Below are 24,441 nucleotides of genomic sequence, written 5' to 3' on the forward strand. Positions count from 1 at the left end.
TGTCCGGGCGCATGGAGGCGTGCGCCCGTATGCTGAGGAGGACTCTATGGCAACTGTTGCCGCACCTATCGATGCTACGTCGACCGCCGCTTGGAAGGCGCTCGAGGCTCATCAGGAGAAGCTCGAGGCCGAGGGTATCGACCTCAAGGCCTGGTTCGCCGCCGATGCCGAGCGCGTGAACAAGCTGAGCTTTGACGCCGGTGACCTGCACTTCGATCTGTCGAAGAACCTGGTGACCGATGAGACCGTCAAGCTGCTGTGCGATCTTGCCCGCGAGGTGAAGCTCGAGGAGCGCCGCGACGCCATGTTCTCCGGCGAGCACATCAACACCACCGAGGACCGCGCCGTCCTGCACACCGCGCTGCGCCGCCCGGCAAGCGAGAAGGGCCAGCTCATCGTCGACGGCCAGGACGTCGTCGCCGACGTGCACGAGGTTCTCGACCGCATGTATGCCTTCGCCGAGCGCGTGCGCTCCGGTGAGTGGAAGGGTGTTACCGGCAAAAAGATCGAGCACCTGGTGTCCATCGGCATCGGCGGCTCCGATCTGGGCCCGGTCATGGCTTACGAGGCCCTGCGTCCCTATGCCGACGCCGGTATCGATTGCCGCTATATCTCCAACATCGATCCCAACGACCAGGCCGAGAAGCTCAAGGGTCTGGATCCCGAGACCACGCTCGTGATCATCGTCTCCAAGACCTTCACCACGCTCGAGACCCTCACCAACGCCCGCGAGGTCAAGACCTGGATGCTCGAGCAGCTCAAGGCTCAGGGCGCCATCGATGGCTCCGATGAGCAGAACGCCGAGGCCGTGGCAAAGCACTTCGTCGCCGTTTCCACCGCGCTCGAAAAGGTCGAGGCCTTCGGTATCGACCCCGCCAACGCCTTCGGTTTTTGGAACTGGGTCGGCGGCCGCTATTCCGTCGACTCCGCCGTGGGTCTGTCGCTGATCGTCGTGCTCGGCCCCGAGCGCTTCCAGCAGTTCCTTGAGGGCTTCCACGCCATCGACGAGTACTTCTGCAACACCCCGCTCGAGAACAACGCCGTCGCGCTGATGGGCCTGCTCAACGTCTGGTACGTCAACTTCTTCGGTTCCAAGAGCCACGCCGTGCTGCCGTACTGCCAGTATCTGCACCGCTTCCCGGCCTACCTGCAACAGCTCACCATGGAGTCCAACGGCAAGCACGTCCGCTGGGACGGCAGCGCTGTGACCTCCGATACCGGTGAGATCTTCTGGGGCGAGCCCGGTACCAACGGTCAGCACGCCTTCTACCAGCTGCTGCACCAGGGCACCGTGGTGGTCCCGGCCGACTTTATCGCTTTCGCCAACACTGCCAACCCCGCAACCGACAGCGGCCAGGACGTCCACGAGCTGTTCCTGGGCAACTTCCTGGCCCAGACCAAGGCGCTCGCCTTTGGTAAGACGGCCGACGAGGTTCGTGCCGAGGGCACGCCCGAGCAGATCGTCCCGGCCCGCTGCTTTGAGGGCAACCGTCCGACGACCTCGATCTTCGGCGACACGCTGACCCCGTTCGCACTCGGCGAGCTCATCGCCCTGTACGAGCACATCACGTTTGTCGAGGGCACGGTCTGGGGCATCGACTCCTACGACCAGTGGGGCGTCGAGCTGGGCAAGCAGCTTGCCAAGCAGATCACCCCGGCCTTCCACGACGACGCCGCCAAGGCCGAGCAGGACGCTTCGACCCAGGCGCTCATCGAGTTCTATCGCGCTCATCGCAAGTAGTTTTTACGGCCGAGTTGGCTTATGGCTGAAAGGGGCCCGTATCCGTTGGGATACGGGCCCCTTGCTATTTGGATAGGATGGAATGTATCGGGAGGCGCCTCGACGGGCATCGCAATCGTCGAAGGCGCGCCGTTCATGTTTGGGACAATATGACATTTTTCCCGTTGCAAACAGCGCCGCCGTGGGTGTTCTGTATGATGGCTCAGACAAGGTTGTTCAATGACAGGGAGGCATATATGGCAATCAAAGCCATCGCAATGGATATCGACGGTACGCTCACCAACGACCAAAAGGTCATCGGCCCGCGTACGCGCGAGAAGCTGCTCGCGGCGCAGGAGTCGGGCATTAAGCTCATCTTGGCTTCGGGCCGTCCCGCATGGGGGTTGCACGCCTTGGCGCAGGAGCTCGACCTTCAAAACCATGACGGTCTGCTAGTTGCCTTTAATGGCGCGCACGTGGTCGACGCTCAGACCGATGATGTCCTTTTTGACCAGGCTATGCCGGCTGACGAACTGCACCGTCTGATTGATCATCTGCAAAACTATGACGTGATCCCTATGATTTCGCTCGGTCGCGATTTGCACGTCGAGGACTCGTACCGCTGCATGATTACGCTGCCGGACGGTTCGCAGAAAAACATCGTCAAATACGAGCGCGATGCGTGCGATCTTAAGATTCGCGAGGTCGAGAGCTTGCATGAGGTCGTGGACACTTATCCCGTGGACAAGCTGCTGACGGCGGGTGATCCGACCTACCTGCAGGCGCATTACGAGGAGATGTATGCGCCCTTTACCCAGACGCTTTCGGGCATGTTTACGGCCGACTGGTACTTTGAGTACACGGCGCCCGGTATCGACAAAGCCCGTGCGCTCGAGGGTGCCCTGCCCAAGCTCGGTATCGATGCCAGCGAGGTCGTCTCGTTTGGCGACGGCCAGAACGACAAGTCCATGATTGAGTGGGCCGGCACCGGTGTTGCCATGGGCAACGCCGTCGATGAGGTTAAGGCAGTTGCCCAGATGGTAACCGCCAATAACAACGAAGACGGTATTGCAGTGGCGCTGGATAAGCTGCTGGGTTAGAATCGCCGATTAATGCATGGTTTGGGCGCCTGCTTGCGGGCGCCCTTTTGTTAGGGAGGGTGCCGTGTCCGCATTTCCGTTCGACGCCGTTATCTTTGACATGGACGGTGTCATTGTCGATACCGAGTATTACTACCTGGGCGAGACTGCCGCGTTTGCCAAGGAGCTTGGGCTTAACCTGACTCAAGAGGAGTTGAATGGGCAAGTCGGTACCTCGCATCAGTTCTTCCTGCATATGCTGGTCGATTGGTTTGAGCGCGCCGGTAAGGGGCATTTCACTGGCGAGGAAGCGTTGGCCCGTTGGGACGAGTGGGCGCATAAGCGTCCGCGCGACTATCAGGCTTTGATTAACCCAGGCGCCGTGGATACGATTCGAGAGCTGCCGCGCCGTGGCGTTCGCGTGGCGCTTGCCAGCTCGTCTCCCATGGATAGCATCGAGGAAGTGCTCAACGCGTGCGGGCTGTCGGATGCCTTTGAGTATGTGGTGAGCGGCGAGCAGTTTAAGGAGAGTAAGCCCGAGCCCGACATCTACCTGCATGCGCTGGACCTGCTGGGGCTGCCCGCGAATCGCTGCTGCTGCGTTGAGGATTCGGTGCCTGGCATCACTGCCGGCAAACGCGCGGGGTTAACGGTGATTGCCAAGCGCGAGGAGCGCTTTGGCTTTAGCCAGGATGCCGCGGACAGGATCATCGACCAGCTGCCGGAGCTGCTTGAGCTTTCTTAGGAGCGCGGTAGTTGCGCGTTTTTCGGGTCTGATGAGTAAATAGCCGACATTTTGGTGCGACACCTAGCATACTTTAAGCTAATGCGGGCTTAAGGACTTGTTGAATGCCCTTAAGCCCGTTTTAGACTTAATTGTGCTTGGAGAGGGTATATGCCACCGACTGAAGGGCTAACTGACGGTAAAGCAGCGATACCGCTGTACCAACAGGTTATCGATATCATCAAAAACGAAATCAACTCCGGTGCTTACAAGGCAGGTGCGCGGATACCCAACGAATTCGAATTGGCTGAGAGCTATAAAGTTGGCCGCGTTACCGTGCGACGCGCTATTGAGGAGCTCGTCCAACAGGGCTATTTAACGAAGCGACAGGGGAAAGGCACGTTTGTCAATGCCCCCAAGCTCAAGCGCAAGATTCGCCAGAAGGATGACGTCCAGAGTTTTTCGGACGCATGCCGCGTTAACGGAATGGAACCGGGGGCGTGTGTCATTTCGAGAAAGATACTGCCGGCGGATTCCACCGAAGCACAGTTCTTTGGTGTTCCCGTTGGAACTGACTTGATCTGCGTTGAGCGCGTGCGTACTGCCGATGGCGTCCCTGTCATGCTCGAGAACAACATATATGTTTACGAGGACAACGCCTATCTATCAACGGCACCTCTATCTAACCAATCCATTTTTGAGTTCATGCGCAACCGGACGGGCCGCACGCCCGCGTTTACCGACCCATGCACGCTTGAGATCGCGTGCGCGTCGCCCGAGGTCGCTCGGTTGTTGGCAGTTCCCGTTGGCGAACCCTTGTTTTATATGGAAGCCTTCTTTTTCGATGAGCAGCGACGGCCGTTTATCATCGGTCGTCAGCGGATCGTTGGGTCTCGCTACGTTTTTGACATCTAGGACATTGCGTATGAAAGCGCCCGGTGGATCATCTCACCGGGCGTTTCCATACCGTTCACGGCGCAAACGCAACCGTTCAACCGCGTTGCGGCAATCAGTTTGAAATTATCTTGATGACGAGAAAAGCTGCTGGTAACCTATAGAACGTCATAGAACGTTTGCCTTGTGCAAACGTTGAAGCGAGATGCGATGCAGTCTCGAGTTCTTTGGAGGTATCTATGTCAGATACGAAGGCGAAGAAGACAAACAGACGTTTTAAGTTCAAATTACCGCATGTCTATACGATCATGTTCTTGCTGATCGTTGTCTTTGCGGTCTTGACTTGGATCGTTCCCTCTGGCCAGTATCAGCGCAAGACGATTTCGACAGCGGCGGGCGAGCGTGAAGTCGCCGTTGCTGGAACCTATGAACAGGTCGATAAGAACTACACCGATTCCGAGACCGGCGAGACCATCAATCTGGGTCAGGATATCTTCGCGGTCCTGCAAGCGCCCACTAAGGGCATCCAGGAGGCTGCCGACGTCGTTGCGTTTGTCTTATTGATTGGCGGATCGTTCGCAATCATCACCAAGACCAACGCTTTGAATGCCGGCATGAGCCGTGTGATTAAAAAGCTCAAGAACAAGGACATCCTCATCATTCCCATCACGATGACGTTGCTGTCCATTTGCGGCACCACGTTTGGTATGTCTGAGGAAGCCCTGCCGTTCTATGCCATCTTCATTCCCATCATGATGGGTATCGGTTATGACTCGATGACGGCATTCATCATCTGCTTCCTTGGTCCTAACCTGGGATATTGTGCTTCGACCATCGATCCGTTTAATGTTCTGATCGCCCAGGGCATCATTGGCATCGAGGGCAATCCGCAACTGTGGCTGCGCGCCGTTTCTTGGGTCATCTTCACTGCCGTCGGTATCGCATGGGCTATGCGCTACGCCATGCGCGTCAAGAAAAACCCCGAGTCGTCCATTACGTACGAGGACGATAAGCTCAAGCGTATCGAGTTTTCCGTGACCGATGTCTCCATCGAGGAAGAGTTCACTACCCGTCAGAAGCTCGTGCTTATCGATTTTGCTTGCGGTATGGGCATTATCGTCTGGGGTCTTGTTACCCAGGGTTGGTACATGAATGAGATTTCCGCCGTGTTCCTTGGCATGGGCTTGCTTGCCGGTATCCTGGGCGGTCTTGACCAGCAGACGATTGCCGAGGAGTTCGTTAAGGGTCTCGCCGACTTTGCGTACGCCGCCATCGTTATCGGTATCGCTCGCGGTATTCTGGTCATCGCCGAGGGCGGCATGATCATCGACACCATCCTCCAGGCGCTCGCTACTGCGCTCGCCGGTGCACCCGCCGCCGTCTACACCACGTTTATGTATATCGTCCTTGGCCTGCTCTCTTTGCTGGTTCCCTCGAGTTCTGGCCTGGCGGCACTCACCATGCCCGTTATGGGCCCCCTGACCGAGCTCATGGGCCTCAATCCCGAGGCGGCCGTTACCGCGCTCCAGTTTGCCAACCAGACCATCAACACCATCAGTCCCGTGGCGGGCATGACGGTTGCCGGCCTTGGCGTGGCTAAGATTTCGTTTGGCCAATGGTGGAAGACCATTTGGAAGTTCTTCACCTTCATGGTCGTGTTTGGCTTGGTCATTACTGCCATTTCTGGCATGCTTCCGGCGTAGGTGATTATAATGTCCGATCGTTTGACGGTCCTGACGTCTAAGAGCGTCTTTACCGGTACGGGGGACCTGCCGTTTGAAGGTTTCGTAGCGGTCCGTGGCAATCGAATTGAGGCGGTTGGCACCAAGTGTGAGGTAGCTTCGTATTTGACCCAGGCGGACGAGGTAGTTGACCTGGGCGACCGCACCGTCATGCCTGGCCTGATCGATGTGCATACCTTCTATACAGGCTGGGCGCTGCGGACGTTGGGGTCTGATCTGTCCGGCATCACTGATGCCAAAGAGGCCGTGTCGCTCTTGCGTGCATGGAAAGAAGATCATCCGGATTGCGCGGCGGCTTTTGGCCACAACCTGCCCGAAATGTTGGCATCGGATGCCGAGAACGCAAATACGGCAGCTGTGTTTGACGATTGTTTTGGCGATATCCCTGTCGTCTGCTTTACACCGGGTGCGGAGACCTGCGTTCTCAATGCTGCCGCCAGTGCGCGATACGGCTTCACACCCCAGGCGTGCTATGCCGAGAAGATCTGGCGCATGATGAGCGATTTCCTCGCGCTGCCCGAGGTACGTGCGGGGTATTCGGACTACATGAGCATGCTTAACGAGCGCGGCGTTACCGCCATCAAGGAAATGGCGTTTGATGACTACTACGGTTTTGCCGACGAAATGGCTCGCCGTGAGGAATCTGGTGAGCTGACGGTTCGCGTCTCTATGATGTCGCAGCCGGTGGGTGCCGGTGCAAATCTGTCATATGCTCGCGAGGCACGAGAGCGCTTCCGGGGTCCGTTCGTTCGTTTTTCTGGCTTCAACCGTATGACCGATCGAGGCGTATGGGCGGGGCTTGCCGAGATGATTGACCCCTATGAGGACACGGCCGATGCGGGCGCTGCCGGCAAGACGGTTGTCGAGGAGCCCGAGTGGGATCTGATTGAGAACGAGCTGCGCGCAATTGATGCTGACGGCTTCCGATATTCCTTGCATTGCCAGGGCGATGGCGCCGTTCGTCGCACCGTGGCGCTCTATGCCTCGCTGCCTCGAGACGAGCATGGACGGTTGCTTCGCCGCCATGCGATTACCGATCTCGAGAACTCTGATCCGACCGATCTTGTCGAGTTTGGCAAGTTAGGTGGAATTTGCGAGGTCTATCCGCAGATTTTGACGCTGGACCGGCGCGAGGATTGCCTGTCGATGATGCGTCGACAAATTGGCGAGACACGACTTTTGCACAGCTGGAATCGCCGCGGCATGGAAGATTCCGGATGCACGGTGTGCTGTGGTACGGATTTGCCGCTGCTGATTCCGAGCCTGGGCGAGTCAATCTACAGCGCGTGCGGCGGATACTTCGACGATGGACTGCCCGTGAATGAGGCCAACGCGCTGACACTTGTCGAGCTCTTGCGCGCTTGGACTGCCGGGGGCGCGTACGATCTGATGCGCGAAGACGAGCTGGGTACGCTCGAGGTCGGCAAGCTTGCCGATATCTGCGTGCTCGATCGGGATGTGTTCGACCTCGATTATCGCGACGCACGCGATCTTTCGGTTGATATGACGATGTCGGACGGACAAATCGTGTTCGATCGAAATAAGGAGGCATAAGATGTCTGAATCCAAACCGACGCTGCGCCGCGAACAGATTGCGGGCATGAATATCCACTACATCATGTGGTCGCTCGATTACTTCCTTGATGTGCAGCAGCGTTTGGGCTTTGAGTCCATTGAGCTGTGGTGTGCAGAGCCGCATGTGACACTCGACCATACGGGCTACTTTGAGGCTGAGGTCCTGGCGAAAAAGGCTGCAGACCGTGGGCTTAGGTATCGTACTCTGTGCCCCGAGAATGTTGTCTATCCTTGGCAGTACTGCGCACGCAAACCGCTGCATGAACAGCGCAGCCTGGCGTACTTTAAGCACGGCATTGAGCTTGCCGAGGTACTTGGGTGCGACCGTATGTCCGTCAACTCGGGCTGGGGCGACTGGGACGAGGACCGCGAGGAAGCCTGGAAGCGCAGCCGCGAGCACTTGTCCATTCTGGCGGAGTATGCCGGCGAGCACGGTCTGGTGCTTACGATGGAAAGCCTGCGTCCCGAGGAGAGCAACCTTGTGACGACGGTTTCCGATGCGAAGCGCATGATTGACGAGGTCGCGAGCCCGTACTTACAGCCCATGGTTGATACAACCGCGATGGGCGTTGCGGGCGAGACGCTCGAGGACTGGTTTGCCGCCTTTGGTGATGGGGCAATTCACGAGATGCACTTTATCGACGGCGATCCGTATGGCCATCTGGTGTGGGGCGATGGCAAGCACGATATGGACGCCTTCGTCGCCACACTCAACGCCCATGGTTTCGACGGCATGCTGGGCCAGGAAATCACGGACGGCCGTTACTACGATGACCCGGCGGCGGCAGATGCCAAGAACATGGCCGCATTCGAGAAATATCTGATTGACTAAAACAACTATCGGCCACGCAGCCAACGTCATTGATTGCGGGCCAAACAAGAAAGGAACTGGATATGAACGCACACGATCTGATCAAAGAGGCAATTGCCGAGAAGGGCAAGTTCGACAGCGTCTACTGGATTGCTTGCGGTGGCTCCATGATCGATTTGATCCCGGCTCATGAGCTTCTGCAGCGCGAGGCAACCACCTTCACTTCGTATATCTATACGGCTCGCGAGTTTGATATCATGCGCCCACGCCGCTTGGGTGAGAAATCCCTGGTCATTGCTTGCAGCCACAGTGGCAACACCCCCGAGGTCGTCGAGGGCTGTGAGATTGCCCTTGCTGCCGGCGCTACGGTAATCGCCCAGACCGACAACGCTGGATCCAAGATTGACTCCGGCAAGTGGACCACGTGGGTCTACCCGTGGGGCGAGGGCGTGCCGCAGGCCGAGGTCCCCGCTGGCATTTCGCTGTCGCTTGCGGCAGAGCTGCTCGATCAGCAGGAGGGCTACGCCGATCTTGCCGATATGTATGCCGGTATCGCCGAGATGGATAAGATTCTTCCCCCGGCACGCGAGAAGGTAAATGCCGAGCTGGGCGATCGTTTTGCCAAGCTTTGCCAGGAGCATGAGTTCTTCTATATTCTGGGCAGCGGTCCCAACTTTAGCCAGACCTACGGTTTCGCTATCTGCTCTCTTATGGAGATGCAGTGGCAGCACTGCAGCTACATCCACTCTGCCGAGTACTTCCATGGCCCCTTCGAGGCTACTCAGGATGGCGTTTTTTACTTCCTGCAGATGGGCTCCAGCGAGTGCCGTGCTATGGACGAGCGCGCCCTGGCGTTCCTTAAGACGCATACCGATACGCTGATGGTGCTCGATGCCAAGGAGTACGGTATGGAAGCCGTGCCGGCGAGCGTCCGTGCCTATCTGGACCCGGTGCTGTTCTACGCCATGAACTGCGAGCTGCGTGCCGCACGCGGCAAGGTGTTTGACCATGATCCCGATTTCCGTCGCTACATGGGCGTCGTCGAGTACTAGAAGGGTAAATACCATGGCATTTAACGTTAACGCGCTCGGATTTGGCGACAACGTCGTCGATCGCTACGAGCATATCCACACTATGTATCCCGGCGGCAATGCGGTGAACTTCGCCGTTTATGCCAAGAAATGCGGTGCCGCACGCTCTGCATACATGGGCATTTTTGGCAATGACGCCGCTGCCGAGCATGTCATTGCAAGCCTCGAGGATGAGGGTATCGAACTTGACAAGTGCGAGCAGATGATTGGCGAGAACGGAGCGGCTCGCGTGACCGTCGTTGACGGTGACCGTGTCTTCCTCGGCTCCAACGAGGGCGGTATCCGTGGCGATGCGCGCTATGTCCTCGATCGCTTTGACCTTTCGTACATGAAGCAGTTCGATGTGGTTCATTCGGGCAACTATTGCTTTACCGAGCGCGAGCTGCCCAAGTTGAAGGCTGCGGGCGTCACGGTCTCTTTTGACTTTTCGGACGACTCCACCGACGAGTACTACGAGCAGATTGCGCCCTACGTCGATTTTGCTTTCTTTAGTGCGGCGGATGCCGCGAGTGAGGACGAGATTCGCGAGCGTCTGGCATGGGTGAAGGGCCTGGGTCCGCGTTTTGTGTCGGCTACGGCGGGCGCCGAGGGCTGCATTGCTTACGACGGCGAGCGTTATTACCGCCAGCTGGCTAAACCGGTAACGGACATGAAGGACACCATGGGGGCGGGCGACTCGTTCCTCACCTCGTTTTTGATGTGCTATCTCGATTCCGCCAAGCGTGGTGAGGATGGCGCCGAGGCCATCGAGCGCGCGCTCGATTTTGCCGCCGGGTTTGCCTCGACCGTGTGCGGCATGGAAGGTTCTTGGGGCCACGGAGCACCAATCGTCGAATAGCTTAAGAAAGCGTACGGCGGTCTGGCTATGAGGCCTTGGACAGCCGATGCAAAACAATAAGCGAAACGCGAAAAGGGGGCTCGTTATGTGGTGGGTCCCCTTTTGAACATTGGAGAAGAGTATGGGTATTAAAGCGTGTGCGGCTGGTTTTTGCTGCGCGGACGTCTATCAAAACATCGGCGTGTTCTATCCGACTGGTAACGGCATTGACTGGGGTATCCATCTTGCACGAATGGGCGTTTCGGTATCCGCCGTGTCGGTTGTCGGCAAGGACGAGTACGGAGACAAGATGAGGGAGGCGCTGGCTGCCGAGGGGTTCGATATCTCACACCTGCGGGTGGAGGATGGCGACACTTCGGTGATGCTCATGGCATTGAAAGACGGCGTCGATCGTGTGCATCTCGAGGCAATCGATGGCGTAATGGAGACATATCGACCGAATGAAGACGACCGGGCGTTTATCCTAGAGCATGACATCATTCATACCGACCTGTTTGGCAATTGTTTGGACCTCCTGCCCGAGTGGCATGATGCGGGCAAGACGGTGGTTATGGACTTCTCGGTGTTCAGCCAGGATCCCGAATATGCCTGCGAGAATCATTTTCCCTACGTTGACTACGCATTTATGTCGTTTGAAGATGACACTCCGGAGCTGCGAGACTGGGTACGTCACGCGCAGGAATTGGGGCCGCGCGTTGCGGTTGCCACGCTTGGCGAGAAGGGAAGCATTGCCTATGACGGTGAGCGCTTCTATGAGTGCGGGATCGTGCCGGCGGAGAAGGTCGTTAATACCGTGGGTGCCGGCGACTCGTATATCGCCGGGTTTACCAAGGGCGTGATCGATGGCCTTGATATTCCGGCGTGTATGAAGGCGGGCGCTGAGCTGTCGTCCCGAGTGATTGGTTCTTTTGAGCCGTACTAGGGCAAATGCCTGGAAAGGAGTACGAAATGGTTATCGACATGTTGGTCCATCCTATGCTCTACGGCGAGATCTGTACGCCGGGTGATGAGCCTGATGGATTCGGTTTTTGGTCACGAGAATTTGGTATGGGGCATATGGGCCCCATGGATTGGGATGAGCTTCAAGTCGAGATGGACGTCTGCGATGTGCAGAAGAGCGTGCTCATGCCGCTCGATGTAACCACGGCATGCGGAGGGCACTTTGGCACCAATGACCAGATTGCCATGCTGGTTGCCGCACATCCCGATCGTCTGTGGGGATTTGCGAGCGTAGACCCGCAGGTGAGCGGTGCCGCAGACGAATTGGAGCGCGCCTTTACCGAGTTGGGGGCAAAGGGGCTTTGCCTGCATCCTGCAAAGCAGGGTTTTGCCCCCGATGATGCTGTGGCCGAGCCGCTTTACGAACTGTGCGAGCGTTATAACAAGCCGGTGGTTTTCCATGCCGGTATGTCTTGGGAGCCGGGCGCAGAGCTCTCGCGCAGTAACCCGCTTGCATTTGAGCACACAATCGCAACGCATCCAAATGTGCGTTTTAGTTTGACCCATTTTGGCTGGCCCTGGGTGCGCGAGACCGTGGCGATGCTGCTCAAGTATCCCAACTGCTACGCGGACACCTCTATCACTTACATCGATTCGCCCGAGGAGATGATGCAGCGTCTTTTCACTGTCGATATGGGGCCGCTGTGGTATGAGCGCGCGCTATCGCACCAAGTGATGTTCGCCAGCAATACGCCGCGCTTCCGTACATTCAAACTCAAGCGGGCGCTCGATACCGTGCCCATGCGCGATGATGCGCGAGAAAGGCTCTACTGGGGTAATGCCCTGCGTTTTCTTGAAGGGGATGAGTGAACATGGTGACGCTCGAGACATTGAGCTATCTATCGACTGCTCCGGACCAGTTCATCGATATTACCGAGGACGTGCACGCTGCCATCGAGCGCAGCTCGGTGACCAATGGCTTGGCGGCGATTATTTTGTCGCATACGACCTGCGGAATCGTGGTAAACGAGGGGCTGCCCTGCGTGGAGACGGATCTTATGGAGACGCTTGATCGCATCGCCCCACTCGATGCCCCCTATGCGCATGCACACTTCCTGCCGAGCTATGGAGCCACCGGTAACAACTCCTGTGGGCATATCAAGAGCATGATTTGTGGAAACAGTTGCTTCTTTCCCGTCCAAGATGGCCACATCGTGTGCGGAGGTGCCCAGAACATCTATCTTGCGGAGTTTGACGGTCCGCAGAAGCGAAAAGTGTACGTCGAGGTGCTGGGGGAGTAACGTCCCTGCAATGACCCTAAGAAGGAGCACGTTATGTCGTTTCTAACCTCGATGTTCAAGACCGAAAAGCCGGTTATCGGAATGCTGCACCTGCGTCCTCTGCCGGGCGATCCACTGTATTACCCGGGCGGAAGCGTGTCGCAGGTCGTGGAAGCCGCCAAGCGCGATCTCGAGGCGTTGCAGCAGGGCGGTGTCGATGGCATTTTGATTACCAATGAGCTCTCGATGCCCTATGAGCAGCATGTTTCTCCCTCAACCCTTGCATCGATGGGCTGTGTAATCGGGGCTCTATCCCATGATCTGTCGACTCCTTGGGGAGCTGAAGCTATTTACGATGGTGATGCCACAATCGAGCTGTGCGCTGCCGTCGACGCGCAGTTCACGCGCTGCAATTTTTGCGGTGCCTGGGCCGGTGATCTCGGGCTGATTAACCGAGATTTCGCTCACACCATGCGTCGCAAGGCGGCGCTGCGCCTGGACGACCTCAAGCTTTTTCACTTCATCACGAGCGAGGGGGAGGTTTATCTCAACGACCGCACGACTGCGGACATTGCCGATTCACTTCTCTTTAATTGCCTACCGGATGCGATGGTCATCGGCGGTTCGGCTGCCGGTCGCGGCGCTTCGGGCGAGCTTGCCGATGAGGTCCGCGAGCGTGTTGGCGAAGTGCCTGTGGTATGTGGCACCGGTTGTCGCGAAAATACCGTGGCTGACGTATTTGCTCACTACGATGGCGCGTTTGTCGGCACGTGCTTAAAGCGCGACGGAAAGCTGGATGCCCCGGTTGATGTTGAGCGGGTAGCTCGTTTTATGGCTGCCGCTCGCACGGCGCGAGGGGAGTAGGCACCTATGGCGCTCTATCTGGGTATTGATATTGGGACAAGCGCCTCTAAAGGCGTTTTAATCGATGATCGATGCAACATCGTTTGCCAGGCCTCTTGTGGACACGAGACGGACAACCCGTGTGATGGATGGTACCAGCATGATGCGGAGGCAGTTTGGTGGGGCGATTTTTGCCGCCTGTCGCGCGAGCTGGTGGCGCGATCGGGGGTTAACGCGGCACAGATCGGATGCGTGGGCCTTTCCGCATTGGGTTGCGACTGTGTGCCGGTCGATACCGAGTGCAACGCGCTGGCGCCCGCGATTTTGTATGGAGTCGATGCACGTTCGAAGCCGCAGATTGACGAGCTTCTTTCCGAATATGGGTCAGATCGCGCGCGCGAACTTTTCGGGCACGATCCCTGTTCGTCAGATATTGCTCCTAAGATCTTGTGGTTTAAGGAGAATATGCCCGAGGTGCACGAACGTGCCGCGAAGTTCCTGACGGCGTCATCGTTTCTGTGCGCAAAGTTGACGGGGCGTTTTACGGTGGACCGTTATTTGGCGGAGGATTTTCTTCCCCTATATGACCGCTACACTTGGAAGGTTGATGCTCGGGAATGTGCTCGTTTCTGCCGGCCTGACCAGATGGCGGAGGTAATGTCGGCTACCGATATTGCCGGGGTGATTACGCAGCGTGCGGCTGAGGCGACGGGGCTCGCGGCAGGGACACCTGTCTTAGTGGGAACGGGCGACTCTGGTGCCGAGGCCATTTCGACGGGTGTATTCCGTCCCGGCGATATGATGGTTCAGTTGGGGAGTACGGCGTATTTCATCTACCTAGCTGATCATATGATCGATGATGCACGTCTGTGGCCAGGGACGTTTATCATTCCCGGAACTTACGGGATCTGCGCGGGGACCAATACGGCGGGTGCGCTCACATCGTGGCTGCGCCAAGAGCTGTATCGCGACGCCGTAGAGGCCGAGGGCCACGGTGGCCCCGATGCATATTCGGTTATGGCGCATGATGCCGCCGATGTGGCGCCGGGTGCCGATGGGCTCCTGTGTCTGCCGTACTTTGCGGGGGAGCGTACTCCGCTCAACGATCCCGAGGCGCGTGGCGTCTTCTTTGGCTTGACCGGAAGGCATACGCGAGCCCATATGGTTCGCGCCGCCTTGGAAGGCGTCGCGTATACCGTTGCATCCCATGTCGACATTATCGAGCGAGAGCATGGACTGCCAATTGGGCGCATTATGCTTGTCGGAGGTGGAACCAAGAATCCAGTTTGGATGCAAGCTATCGCCGACGTATGCGGGCGCGAGGTCTCGGTTGCCAAGGTTACGGTGGGCGCATGCTTCGGTGATGCCATCATGGCAGCTCTCGCAGGTGGCGCCTATGCATCATGGGATGAGCTCGCCCAAGTCCTTGGCGTTGCGCAAACAATCGTGCCCGATATGGCTGCCCACGAGTTATATGCGTCGCGCCGTCACATCTTTGACGAATTGTATGCACGCAACCGTGATCTCATGCACGAATTGGTGTAATGCTGCCGAATTGTACTGGCTTCCAAAATAAGGACTGCGTTGTGCGATTCGCATGTCCCTTGGCATTTTTGCCCACAGGGGTTAGCGAAGGTCAAAAACAGAGTGCGCATTTGCTAAAACTACCGACTCGATGCGCTTTGCGTCACAGTTTTTGAGTGAGGCAATGCGCATCGAGGTCCTTGCGAGCGATTTGATGAGCGACTGCGCGCTTGTTTCTGTGTTTGGCTCGGCCGGCGCATCGGTCTCGAGCAGTAGACGGTCGAGTGGAATCTGTCGGGCATATTCGCGGCCGCGCTTGGTGGCGAGCATACGCTCGTTCACGGAAAAATAGCAGCCTGCGTTTCGCGCGCGGACGAGTTCGTCCGAAGTACCGCTAAACCAGTGGAAGATGATAGCGGGGGAGTCGGGGTTTGGGATGAGTAGTCCATGCGATTCGAGGACGTCCAGTACGGTTCCTGCCGAACGAACGGCGTGAATTGATATCACACGCCCGACAAGAGGATGCTGCACGAGCGCATCGCAGAGCCGGTCAAGCGCCTGTATTTGTAGCGGCTCGCTTCCTGCAAAGCGTGCGGAAAAGTCGAGTCCCACCTCGCCGATAAAACGCTCTTGTGCAGCAACTTCGCAAAGCAGATCGATTTCGGTAGCGCTGCATCGGCCGTCGGCGAGCCACCAGGGATGGAGGCCGACGCCCGCGATGATGCTCGGGCGGTGACTGGCACGTGTTTTTGCTGCCGCGAAGTCGCGTGGGTCGACGCCGCAGTCAAATAGACCCAGACCCAGTGCCCTCGTCTCATCGGCAACGGTATCCGGGCAGGCCATCAAATCAAGATGACAGTGTGCATCAAACAGCTGCGGCTCCATCGCGGCATCCCTGCTAGTCCAAGCGCTGGCCGTCGGCGCGCACGCGCTCGGTGCCGCGTCCGCTGATCTGTCTGATAACCTCGCCGGCAATCATCTGGCCCATGATGGGCGGCATAAAACTGGCGGTGCCCAGCTCGGTACGCTCGTGGATGTTGGAAGGGTCGCGGGGCTGTGTCTTAACCGATTCCTCGCAGCTAAACAGTACATGTAGGCTCTTGATTCCGCGCTTCTTACATTCTTTGCGCATGATGCGGCTCATGGGGTCACGTACCGTATCGAAGATGTCGGCAAAGCGGAGGCACTCGGGATGGAGCTTGTTAGCCCCGCCCATGGAGCTAACCAAACGGATGTCGTGGTCCTGAGCATATTTGGCAATGGCGAGCTTGGCCGAAATGGTGTCGATGGCGTCGATGACGTAATCGAGCTTGCCACCTGTCTGCTCCAAAACGCTCGCGAAGAAATCATCGATGGTGTCGCTCAGCAGGTATTCGGTGCGTTTGATAACGGTGGCAGCGGGATTGATGTCGTTGATCATGGCTTCCATTACATCCACCTTGCGCTTGCCGATGGTGCTGTGAAAGGCGATGGCCTGGCGGTTGATGTTGCTGGGCGCGATGATGTCCTTGTCCAGGATCACAAAATGGCCAATGCCGCCGCGTGCGAGCGCTTCGCAGCAGTTGGATCCCACGCCGCCACAGCCCAGCACCAGCACCGTGGCGTTGGCGAGTTTATTGAGCGCCTCGCGGCCCATGATGATCTCGAGCTTGGTGTCGCGAGTCTCGACGGGACCTGCAGCTGCGGTTTCGGTCATAGATATCCTCCGATGGGGAAGCGGGTCGTGTTTAGCTATCGTCATTATAGGTATTATCGCGATTCCATTTGAGCCCTTGAGGCTTGTTGAAATGAGGTCGGGATTCGCATAAGATGAAGCAGATGGCACCCGTTGCCGCGGGTTAGCCAACTCCGAAACACGTTTATGGCGTGAGAAGTGGCCGTCTTCGCATTACGCGGGGGCGGCTATTTCATTCGACCTCCAATGTGGATGCCGAGCTCAACGGCCGCGATTACAAGCAATAACAACGTCAGAACATCGTCAATACTCATAGTCCATCTCCTTCTTGGTAAGAGGGAGCTGACCCATCTGCTTCTTGGCCCATTGTATCTAAAAACGAACGAATGTTCTATACGTAGTATCAAATTAGATAATTAGACAAACATCTAAATAACGAGTATACTGTGCGCGTCGTGATAGATAGTGAGAGGAGGTCCTATGCCGGGAGAGGGTTTTAAGGCGCTTGCCGATCCAACGCGACGGCGCATTTTGGAGTTGCTGCGCGAGGGCAATTGTACGGCCGGGGAGCTTGCCGAGCATTTTGACATCAGCAAGCCGTCATTGAGCCATCATTTGGCGACGCTCAAAAACGCCGGGCTGGTGACCGACGAGCGCCATGGCCAAAACATCGTTTACGGCTTAAACACCACCGTCATGCAGGACTTGATTGGCTGGTTTATGGGCTTTACGGACACTGAAGGTGATGAGGATGAATAAAGAAAACAAGGGCATTCACGCCACGGGGGTATCGCCGCGTGTATGGGCCATGCTTGTTGTGGTCTGCGCTATTAATGTCGCGGCGCACCTTATGGTGATGCCGAGCTTGCCTGCACAGATTCCCACGCACTGGGGAGCGAACGGCGCCGTCGACGGTTGGGGCCCTAGCTGGATGGCCTCCGCGCTCGGCGTGCTGCCTCTGGCACTTCTTGCAATGTTCTACGTGGTGCCACGCATTGACCCCAAAGGTGAGGCATATCGAACCTCGGGCAAGTTCTATCAGGGCTTCGTAATCGCCTTCACCTTGTTCATGTGTGCCATAAGCTGGTTGGGTGAGCTTACGGTCTGGGGCGTGGTGCCGGCGGTCGGTTCGGTCAACGTGCTGATTTCCGGTGCTATCGGTTTGCTGTTCATCGGCGTAGGCAACTACTTGCCGCGTGTGAAGCAGAACTATACGCTCGGTATCAAGACGCCTTGGGCGCTTGCCGATCCCGAGAACTGGCGCCGTACGCAGCGTTTTGGCGGCGCCTGCTTTATGGTGCTGGGTGTTGGTTTGATTGTGATGGGCGTGGCCGGTAGCGTGCTTTCGAGTGAAGTCGTCGCCGCGGTGATTGCGGTTCTGGCGTTTGGTTCAGCTGGAGCTGCCTACGTCTATTCGTATCTGCTGTGGCGCAAATCGCAGCGAGCTGCTCGTTAAGGTTGCGGAAAACTAGCGTACGCAGTTCATAGTGTGTTAAGGGGGACTTTTCCCAGGTAGTATTAGGGGGTGTGGGCAACCATGCCCCTTTTTCGTTAAGTTTCAGAGCTGGTTTCCTCATTTCGTTTCCACTAAAGCGAATCAAGAATAGGGAAACAGCAGGTAGAAAGGATAAAACAGGCAAATGGCGGAGTTTATCTACCAGATGTATCAGGCTCGCAAGGCCCATGGCGACAAGGTGATTCTTGACGACGTGACCCTGAGCTTCTATCCCGGTGCTAAGATCGGCGTTGTGGGTCCCAACGGCATGGGTAAGTCGACCCTGCTCAAAATTATGGCCGGTATCGAGGAAGTCTCCAACGGCGATGCCAGGCTCACCCCCGGCTACACCGTAGGAATCCTGCAGCAGGAGCCGCCGCTCGATGACGACAAGACCGTCATCGAGAACGTGCGCATGGCGTTTGGCGATATGCTTGCCAAGGTCGACCGCTTTAACAAGATCGGCGAGGAGATGTGCGACTCGGACTGCGACATGGACGCCCTCATGGCCGAGATGGGCAAGCTCCAGGACGAGATTGATGCCGCCGACGGCTGGGATATCGATTCCAAGCTCGGCCAGGCCATGGACGCCCTGCAGCTGCCCGATTCCGACATGCCGGTCAACGTGCTTTCCGGCGGCGAGCGCCGCCGTGTGGCCCTGTGCAAGCTGCTGCTCGAGGCTCCCGACCTGCTGCTGCTCGACGAGCCCACGAACCACCTGGACGCTGAGTCGATCCTGTGGCTCGAGCACTTCCTGCACAACTACCAGGGTGCGGTCCTTGCCGTCACGCACGATCGCTACTTCCTGGATAACGTTGCCGAGTGGATCTGCGAGGTCGACCGCGGCCACCTTTATCCCTACAAGGGCAACTACTCCACGTATCTGGAGACCAAGGCCGCGCGTATCGAGGCGCAGGGCAACCGCGATGCCAAGCTCGCCAAGCGCATGGAGGCCGAGCTCGAGTGGGTGCGCAGCTCGCCCAAGGCTCGCCAGGCCAAGAACAAGGCCCGTCTGGCTCGCTACGAGGAGATGGAGGCCGAGGCCCGCGCAAGCCAGAAGCTCGACTGGACCGACATCCGCATCCCTGTGGGCCCGCGTCTGGGCAACAAGGTGCTCGAGGCCCATCACCTGCACAAGGAGTTCGATGGCCGCGTGCTCATCGACGACCTTTCATTCACCCTGCCGCGTAACGGCATCGTGGGCGTCATCGGCCCCAACGGTGTCGGCAAGACCACGCTCTTCAAGACCATCGTGGGTTTGGAGCCGCTGACTTCGGGCGAGCTCGAGGTGGGCGAGACCGTCAAGATTTCTTACGTCGACCAGAACCGTTCCGGCATCGACCCCGACAAGAACCTGTGGGAGGTCGTCTCGGACGGCCTGGACCACATGATGGTCGGCGAGACCGAGGTCCCGAGCCGCGCCTATGTGGCGAGCTTTGGCTTTAAGGGTCAGGACCAGCAGAAGCGCGCCGGCGTGCTCTCCGGTGGCGAGCGCAACCGTCTGAACTTGGCGCTTACGCTCAAGCAGGGCGGCAACCTGCTGCTCCTCGACGAGCCCACGAACGACCTCGACGTCGAGACGCTGTCCTCGCTCGAGGCGGCGCTGCTCGAGTTCCCGGGCTGCTCGGTGGTCATTAGCCACGATCGTATGTTCCTGGACCGCGTTGCCACGCACATCCTGGCGTGGGAGGGCACCGATGAGAACCCGGGCAACTGGTATTGGTTTGAGGGTAACTTCGAGGCCTATCAGGCCAACCGCATCGAGCGCCTGGGCGAGGACGCATCCCAGCCGCATCGTATCCACAGGAAACTTACCAGGGACTAGTTTGATGTGGCAAAGGGACAGCCCCTTTGTCACACGAACGTATGCTCAACCTGGGAAAATAAAAAAACGCGGCGAACGTATTTGTGACGTTCGCCGCGTTTTGCTATTCGTTGGATTCTTCAACCTTGTCGACGGTCCAGGTGGCTCCGAGGCCTCCGGTGGTGTTGCGGCGGATGCGCACGGTGACTTCGTGGCGCTCGCCGGCCTGCGTGTAGCGCAGGGGGAAGATTGCGCGGTTTCGCGCGGCCTCGATGGTGCCGCGTTCGCGGGCGATCCAGTAGTACTCGCCGACGATGCCGAGCGTGTCGGCGCCGTAGGGGAGATAGGTCGACAGCTGGTGTAGCAACGGGCCGGGGCAGAAGACCTCGGTTGCGAAATCGACGGGGAAGTCCTCGGGGATGGTCGGTGCTGTGGGTGCGGGGGCCGGTGCTGCTGCGGGTACCGAAGCCGGTACCGGTGCGGGAATTTGGTCATAGACAGGTGCGGATGCGGACTCGATGACGGGTGCAGACTCGGGCGCCGGTTCTGGCTTAACTGCGGAATCTGTCGGTTCCACGGAGACGGATGTGTCTTCAGTCTCGGTTTTGGCGTCGGCTTGCGGGGCGTCCTCTGCCTCGACAGACGGCTTTGTCTCGACCGGCGTGGATGCCATGGTGGTGATGCCGGCGTTGGCGTTCTCGGGGTCATAGACGACCGTGAGCGAGATGGCGGGCTGCGGTGCCTCGGGCTCCGATGCCGCCTCGGTAGCGTCCTGTTCTGCGAGTTCTTCGGGCTGATCGTCCTCGGCCTCGTTGCCAAAGACATCGCTGTTTTGGAGCGCAGGCGTCTCGGGTTGGTCAGCGGCTTCTTCGGTTGTCGACTTGGGCGCTTCGTTGAGCTCCACAGTTGCTTCCTGCTCGGATATGACTTCGGGATCGGTCGTGGCGGCGATTTCGGGTTCGGCTTCTGCAGCTGCCTCAATAGCGACTTCGATCTCTGCCTCGGGCTCGGGCTTCGGCACAGCTTCAACCACGGGCTCGGGCTCAGGACGCTTAACGTGCTTGGGGCGCACGGCCTTCAGGTCCTTCTCGCCGCGCTTTTTCTTTTTGTAGGACTGCTTGGCGCCCTTGGCTGCCTTGGGCTTGTCCTCGCCCTTGGCAAGGGCGGCATCCCAGGCCTCGTTGGCGATGACGGTGGCATACAGGCGACCGCCCTTAAAGACGGTCAGCTTAATGCAGTCGTCGAGCTCCTCGAGCAGCTCGCGCGTGGACTCGAAGCCCAGGTCATAAGCGGCCATGCCGCCAGCGGCGAGTGCCTCTTCGACCTGCGTCATAAACGTATGCTTGCCGCATCCAATCGCATCGCGCAGCAGGCGATACAGATAGATGTGGTTGCCCAGCGAAAGCGTGGGCGTAACCATTGTCTTGCTCATGGCAAATCTCCTCTTTACACATGTAAAGCATCTTACCATCGCATGGCGCTCGCCATGACGGCGCCCAAGGTAAACGGGCGCGACCGTTGCCGGTTCGCGCCCGTTGTACAGGTCGGTTATCTATGAGAGGCAAATGTGCTTAGTTGCCCGATGCCGTGCCTTGGCTCGAGTTGCCAGATGCCGTGCCGGACGCGGTTCCGCTCGAGCTGTTCGAGCTGTTGGTGTTACTGCTGTCTGCTGTGCCCGTTCCCGAAGTGGTGTCGCTCGTCTGGTCGCCCGTGCTCGACTGCGAACCGTCAGCCGTTTGGCTTGAGTTGGTCGTGCCGGACGGCGAGCTACTGTTGGCCGTAGAGGAATCGGTGCCCTGCGATTGGTTTTGGGTGTTCGAGGACGAATTGGCAGAGGCAGAGCTGTCTTGCGTGTCGTCCGTCTGTGCCTGCTGATCCTGCGACTGGGTGTTGCCATTTGCATCGCTCTCGGTCGTGCGCGACGACAGGATTGGCTCGGGACGCTCGCCCAGACCCTCACCGGCAGTGGTGATAAGGATGGCACCGGCGCAGGCGATGACCGCGACGATGGCGATAGCGATCGAGAAGACGATGACCTTCTTTTGCGTCTGGCTGCGCTCAGCCGCCGCCTTGGCGCGCAGGCTGTTGGGAGCGACGCGCGCCGTGGTCGCGCGTCCCGCAACCTGGCGCATCTCCTGCGTGGTTGCGGCGCCACCTAGGTGCTCCTCGACATTGGGCTCAACGGGCTCGTAGGCGCCGGCAGGGTAGTCGACAGCGGCATGCGTGCCCTTGATTGCTTCGGCGCTGGCGGAGATAAAGTGGCGATAGACCTGCGAGGACACAACGGTGATGACCGAGCTCACAGCGGCACCAATCACCGAGCCGGCAATGCCGATCTTTGAAGCAAGCGCCACGCTCGTGGCGGCAGCTGCGGCGCCGGCGATGATCTGGGGAATGGAAATGTCGTCGAACAGGCCCTTTTTGGGCGCGATGGCCATGGTCTGTCCGATGGAATGGTTTTCGTGAACGCCGTTGTTCAGTGCGGCGGGAGTCATGACGCGTGTACGCGGCGCGTCGGTGTACTTGGTTGTCATACGGGGTCCTCCCGGTGTAAATCTGCTTCGTTTCGTGTAGCCATCAGGGTACCCACCAGATGTGAATCGTGCGTGACATTTAACAGATACCATCAACTCATCAAGGGGGCTTGCTGTCTTTGGTGCAATAGCTTGATGCTAAACTGGATTTATGTTTGCGAGGTGGTTTACGTGATGTTCCCTTATATGACATTCGAAGATGGTACCGAGGTCATTCATTCTGACCTGATTACAGATAGCGATATTGAAAAGGTTATCGTGCATTTTGAACGGCCGACGGCAGGGGGCTTCGACTCCGCTCGTTGTGAGCTGCCTTCTTACAATTGGACCATGTGGGAGGGGCGTTTCACCGACGAGGAGAAGCGAGGCTTTGAGACTTTTCTGAGCAATAACGCCCATCTGCTGTATCGCTACGCCGCAAGCGGAGGAGCAAAAGCTGCCTAGCCTATTTCTTATTAGCGGCTATCGGGCACTCTTCCTTATGGACGAGATCTCGTTCTACTGCTAAACGCTATTCTGACTTCCCTTTTCCAATTTTAATCATGAGTCTGCCCCGTTAGCACTGATCGCACATGACAGTACAATGGAGGCGACCGCCGCCTGCATCCTCTTGGCTCTGCGAGATACCCTGAAAATGAGAATCAAGGGAGAATCAAGGCTCGCCTCGCGAGGGCCTTTCTCTAGTGGTGCCTGTTGACTGACTTCGATTCCGTGTGAATAATCAACCTCGTGGCACTCCCGTGCCAAGTGGGGAGCAGCATGAAGATTCTTAAGCGAATAAACAACAACACGGTTATCTGCGTCAATGCCAAAGGGCGCGAGCTTGTGGCGCTCGGGCGTGGCATCGGGTTTCCCGACGGCCCCGACGAGGTCATGCTCGACAAGATCGAGCGCACGTTCTACGGCGTCGACTCTCGCTATCTGGCACTCCTCGACGAAATTGACCCGCAGGTGATGGAGTTTTCCGCCCAGATCGCCGATATCGCGCGCTCCAACATCTCGCGTGAACTCTCGGCCAACCTGCCCTTTACCATGGCCGACCACATCGCCTTTGCCATCAAGCGCTGCCGCGAGCACATGTTTGTTCAGATGCCGCTTTCCTATGACGTGCGGCAGATGTATCCCATCGAGCACAAAATTGCAAAGTTTGCGCTTGAGGGCATCAATCGCGAGTTCAACATCAAGATGCCGCCGAGTGAAGCGAGCGGCATCGCACTTTGCATCGTCAACAGCGTGGTGGCATCTTCTTCCAAGGCCAAGTCCAACACGGTCCGCAAGGATGAAGCACTCCTTGAGAAGTTTACCGAGATTATCGAGTCTCAGCTTGGCGTTGGTGTTGATCGCGACGGTTTTGATTTCTGCCGTTATGCCACGCACGTGCGTTACCTGCTTGAGCGCGTGCAGAGCGGCGAGCCCCTCAATACTGAGAACGGCTCGCTCTATGGGCCGCTCTGCGAGCAACATCCCGATGTGGCCGAGTACGTGGACCGCATGGCCGAGCTTATCGCCGAGCGCTTTGGTGCCGAGCTCACCGATGAGGAGAAGGTTTACTTGATGCTCCATGTCAACCGCGTCTGTGCGGGGTCGCGTATGTAGAACGCCGTTCGCCGCTGTATTTTGACCGTTTGCCGGATTGGACAATCCTTTTGGGGCACGCTCTGGCATTCCGGTCTTAAGATTACTCGCACATAAGGTGTTATTCGAGAAGAGTCTCGAAGCATGACGTAGACAGTTCCCTGTCCGTATTATGCTTCGGGGCTCTTCTGTTTTTTGTCATTCTTCCTTCTTTTTGAATCGCCTGATGTCAGGCCTGTCGTTATCGATACGCTCCGCAAGCGCGCAAACGCGGGGCGCTGGAAAAGCAAGGGAGTTC

At 57.8% G+C, this 24,441-nt stretch carries 23 protein-coding genes; 19 read left to right on the forward strand and 4 right to left on the reverse strand.

Features of this window, described 5'->3' with window-relative positions:
- Nucleotides 1-46 precede the first annotated feature (46 nt).
- The 14 genes from pgi (at nucleotide 47) to DW136_RS04560 (ending at nucleotide 15,081) form a co-directional block, all read left to right on the forward strand.
- On the forward strand, nucleotides 47-1,741 hold the full coding sequence (gene pgi / locus DW136_RS04495; protein ID WP_117564424.1) for a glucose-6-phosphate isomerase: 1,695 nt from the start codon (nucleotides 47-49) through the stop codon (nucleotides 1,739-1,741).
- 236 nt (nucleotides 1,742-1,977) lie between these two features.
- On the forward strand, nucleotides 1,978-2,820 hold the full coding sequence (locus DW136_RS04500; protein ID WP_118289164.1) for a Cof-type HAD-IIB family hydrolase: 843 nt from the start codon (nucleotides 1,978-1,980) through the stop codon (nucleotides 2,818-2,820).
- Nucleotides 2,821-2,884: 64 nt separating this feature from the next.
- The gene (locus DW136_RS04505; RefSeq protein ID WP_369831830.1) at nucleotides 2,885-3,544 is read left to right on the forward strand and encodes an HAD family hydrolase; all 660 of its coding nucleotides are present in this window, start codon (nucleotides 2,885-2,887) and stop codon (nucleotides 3,542-3,544) included.
- 150 nt (nucleotides 3,545-3,694) lie between these two features.
- Nucleotides 3,695-4,438, forward strand: a complete 744-nt coding sequence (locus DW136_RS04510) for a GntR family transcriptional regulator (protein WP_118289166.1) — start codon at nucleotides 3,695-3,697, stop codon at nucleotides 4,436-4,438.
- A gap of 218 nt (nucleotides 4,439-4,656) precedes the next feature.
- The gene (locus tag DW136_RS04515) at nucleotides 4,657-6,120 is read left to right on the forward strand and encodes a YfcC family protein (protein WP_118289167.1); all 1,464 of its coding nucleotides are present in this window, start codon (nucleotides 4,657-4,659) and stop codon (nucleotides 6,118-6,120) included.
- A 9-nt stretch (nucleotides 6,121-6,129) separates the two neighbouring features.
- Nucleotides 6,130-7,713, forward strand: coding sequence for an amidohydrolase (locus DW136_RS04520; RefSeq protein WP_118289168.1), 1,584 nt, complete (start codon nucleotides 6,130-6,132; stop codon nucleotides 7,711-7,713).
- Nucleotide 7,714: 1 nt separating this feature from the next.
- The gene (locus DW136_RS04525) at nucleotides 7,715-8,566 is read left to right on the forward strand and encodes a sugar phosphate isomerase/epimerase (protein WP_117629752.1); all 852 of its coding nucleotides are present in this window, start codon (nucleotides 7,715-7,717) and stop codon (nucleotides 8,564-8,566) included.
- Nucleotides 8,567-8,628: 62 nt separating this feature from the next.
- Entirely contained in the window at nucleotides 8,629-9,597 is a 969-nt protein-coding gene (locus DW136_RS04530; protein WP_022094440.1) for an SIS domain-containing protein, read from the forward strand.
- Nucleotides 9,598-9,610: 13 nt separating this feature from the next.
- Nucleotides 9,611-10,474 carry a PfkB family carbohydrate kinase gene (locus DW136_RS04535; protein WP_035138847.1) on the forward strand — a complete coding sequence of 288 codons (864 nt, stop codon included), beginning with the start codon at nucleotides 9,611-9,613 and terminating at the stop codon, nucleotides 10,472-10,474.
- Nucleotides 10,475-10,595: 121 nt separating this feature from the next.
- On the forward strand, nucleotides 10,596-11,396 hold the full coding sequence (gene frlD, locus DW136_RS04540; protein ID WP_117637477.1) for a fructoselysine 6-kinase: 801 nt from the start codon (nucleotides 10,596-10,598) through the stop codon (nucleotides 11,394-11,396).
- Between the two features lie 26 nt (nucleotides 11,397-11,422).
- Nucleotides 11,423-12,283, forward strand: coding sequence for an amidohydrolase family protein (locus tag DW136_RS04545; protein ID WP_233546537.1), 861 nt, complete (start codon nucleotides 11,423-11,425; stop codon nucleotides 12,281-12,283).
- Nucleotides 12,284-12,285: 2 nt separating this feature from the next.
- Nucleotides 12,286-12,714, forward strand: a complete 429-nt coding sequence (locus tag DW136_RS04550) for a secondary thiamine-phosphate synthase enzyme YjbQ (protein ID WP_117735290.1) — start codon at nucleotides 12,286-12,288, stop codon at nucleotides 12,712-12,714.
- 33 nt (nucleotides 12,715-12,747) lie between these two features.
- Complete coding sequence (locus DW136_RS04555; RefSeq protein WP_118289170.1) at nucleotides 12,748-13,557, forward strand: BtpA/SgcQ family protein; 810 nt, start codon at nucleotides 12,748-12,750, stop codon at nucleotides 13,555-13,557.
- A gap of 6 nt (nucleotides 13,558-13,563) precedes the next feature.
- Nucleotides 13,564-15,081, forward strand: a complete 1,518-nt coding sequence (locus DW136_RS04560; RefSeq protein WP_118289171.1) for an FGGY-family carbohydrate kinase — start codon at nucleotides 13,564-13,566, stop codon at nucleotides 15,079-15,081.
- Between the two features lie 81 nt (nucleotides 15,082-15,162).
- Here DW136_RS04560 and DW136_RS04565 read toward each other — a convergent pair whose 3' ends face one another.
- Together DW136_RS04565 and DW136_RS04570 are read right to left on the reverse strand one after the other, a co-directional pair.
- A complete protein-coding gene (locus DW136_RS04565) occupies nucleotides 15,163-15,945 on the reverse strand; it encodes a TatD family hydrolase (RefSeq protein WP_118289172.1) in 783 nt (260 codons plus the stop codon).
- A gap of 13 nt (nucleotides 15,946-15,958) precedes the next feature.
- Nucleotides 15,959-16,756: a ThiF family adenylyltransferase gene (locus tag DW136_RS04570; protein WP_118289173.1), complete on the reverse strand. Its 798-nt coding sequence runs from the start codon at nucleotides 16,754-16,756 to the stop codon at nucleotides 15,959-15,961.
- Nucleotides 16,757-17,215: 459 nt separating this feature from the next.
- On the opposite strand from DW136_RS04570, the gene DW136_RS04575 reads away from it, so the two are divergent.
- From DW136_RS04575 to ettA, 3 genes are all read left to right on the forward strand, one after another.
- Complete coding sequence (locus DW136_RS04575) at nucleotides 17,216-17,494, forward strand: autorepressor SdpR family transcription factor (RefSeq protein WP_118289174.1); 279 nt, start codon at nucleotides 17,216-17,218, stop codon at nucleotides 17,492-17,494.
- Entirely contained in the window at nucleotides 17,487-18,191 is a 705-nt protein-coding gene (locus tag DW136_RS04580; protein WP_118289175.1) for an SdpI family protein, read from the forward strand. Before DW136_RS04575 ends, DW136_RS04580 begins: the two co-directional genes overlap by 8 nt.
- Before the next feature lie 184 nt (nucleotides 18,192-18,375).
- Entirely contained in the window at nucleotides 18,376-20,055 is a 1,680-nt protein-coding gene (gene ettA / locus DW136_RS04585; RefSeq protein WP_118289176.1) for an energy-dependent translational throttle protein EttA, read from the forward strand.
- 103 nt (nucleotides 20,056-20,158) lie between these two features.
- On the opposite strand, the gene DW136_RS04590 is transcribed toward ettA, so the two are convergent.
- A complete protein-coding gene (locus DW136_RS04590) occupies nucleotides 20,159-21,466 on the reverse strand; it encodes a hypothetical protein (RefSeq protein ID WP_118289177.1) in 1,308 nt (435 codons plus the stop codon).
- Between the two features lie 139 nt (nucleotides 21,467-21,605).
- Nucleotides 21,606-22,568 (reverse strand): hypothetical protein, encoded by a 963-nt coding sequence (locus DW136_RS04595; protein WP_118289178.1) that lies wholly within the window; start codon nucleotides 22,566-22,568, stop codon nucleotides 21,606-21,608.
- Between the two features lie 135 nt (nucleotides 22,569-22,703).
- Between DW136_RS04595 and DW136_RS04600 the strand changes: the two genes are divergently transcribed.
- Both DW136_RS04600 and DW136_RS04605 read left to right on the forward strand, forming a co-directional pair.
- The gene (locus DW136_RS04600) at nucleotides 22,704-23,012 is read left to right on the forward strand and encodes a hypothetical protein (protein ID WP_233546538.1); all 309 of its coding nucleotides are present in this window, start codon (nucleotides 22,704-22,706) and stop codon (nucleotides 23,010-23,012) included.
- 315 nt (nucleotides 23,013-23,327) lie between these two features.
- On the forward strand, nucleotides 23,328-24,164 hold the full coding sequence (locus DW136_RS04605) for a PRD domain-containing protein (RefSeq protein ID WP_118289179.1): 837 nt from the start codon (nucleotides 23,328-23,330) through the stop codon (nucleotides 24,162-24,164).
- The last annotated feature ends 277 nt before the right edge of the window (nucleotides 24,165-24,441 follow it).

Source organism: Collinsella sp. AM12-1 (genome assembly GCF_003472325.1).
In the GTDB taxonomy this organism is placed as follows: domain Bacteria; phylum Actinomycetota; class Coriobacteriia; order Coriobacteriales; family Coriobacteriaceae; genus Collinsella.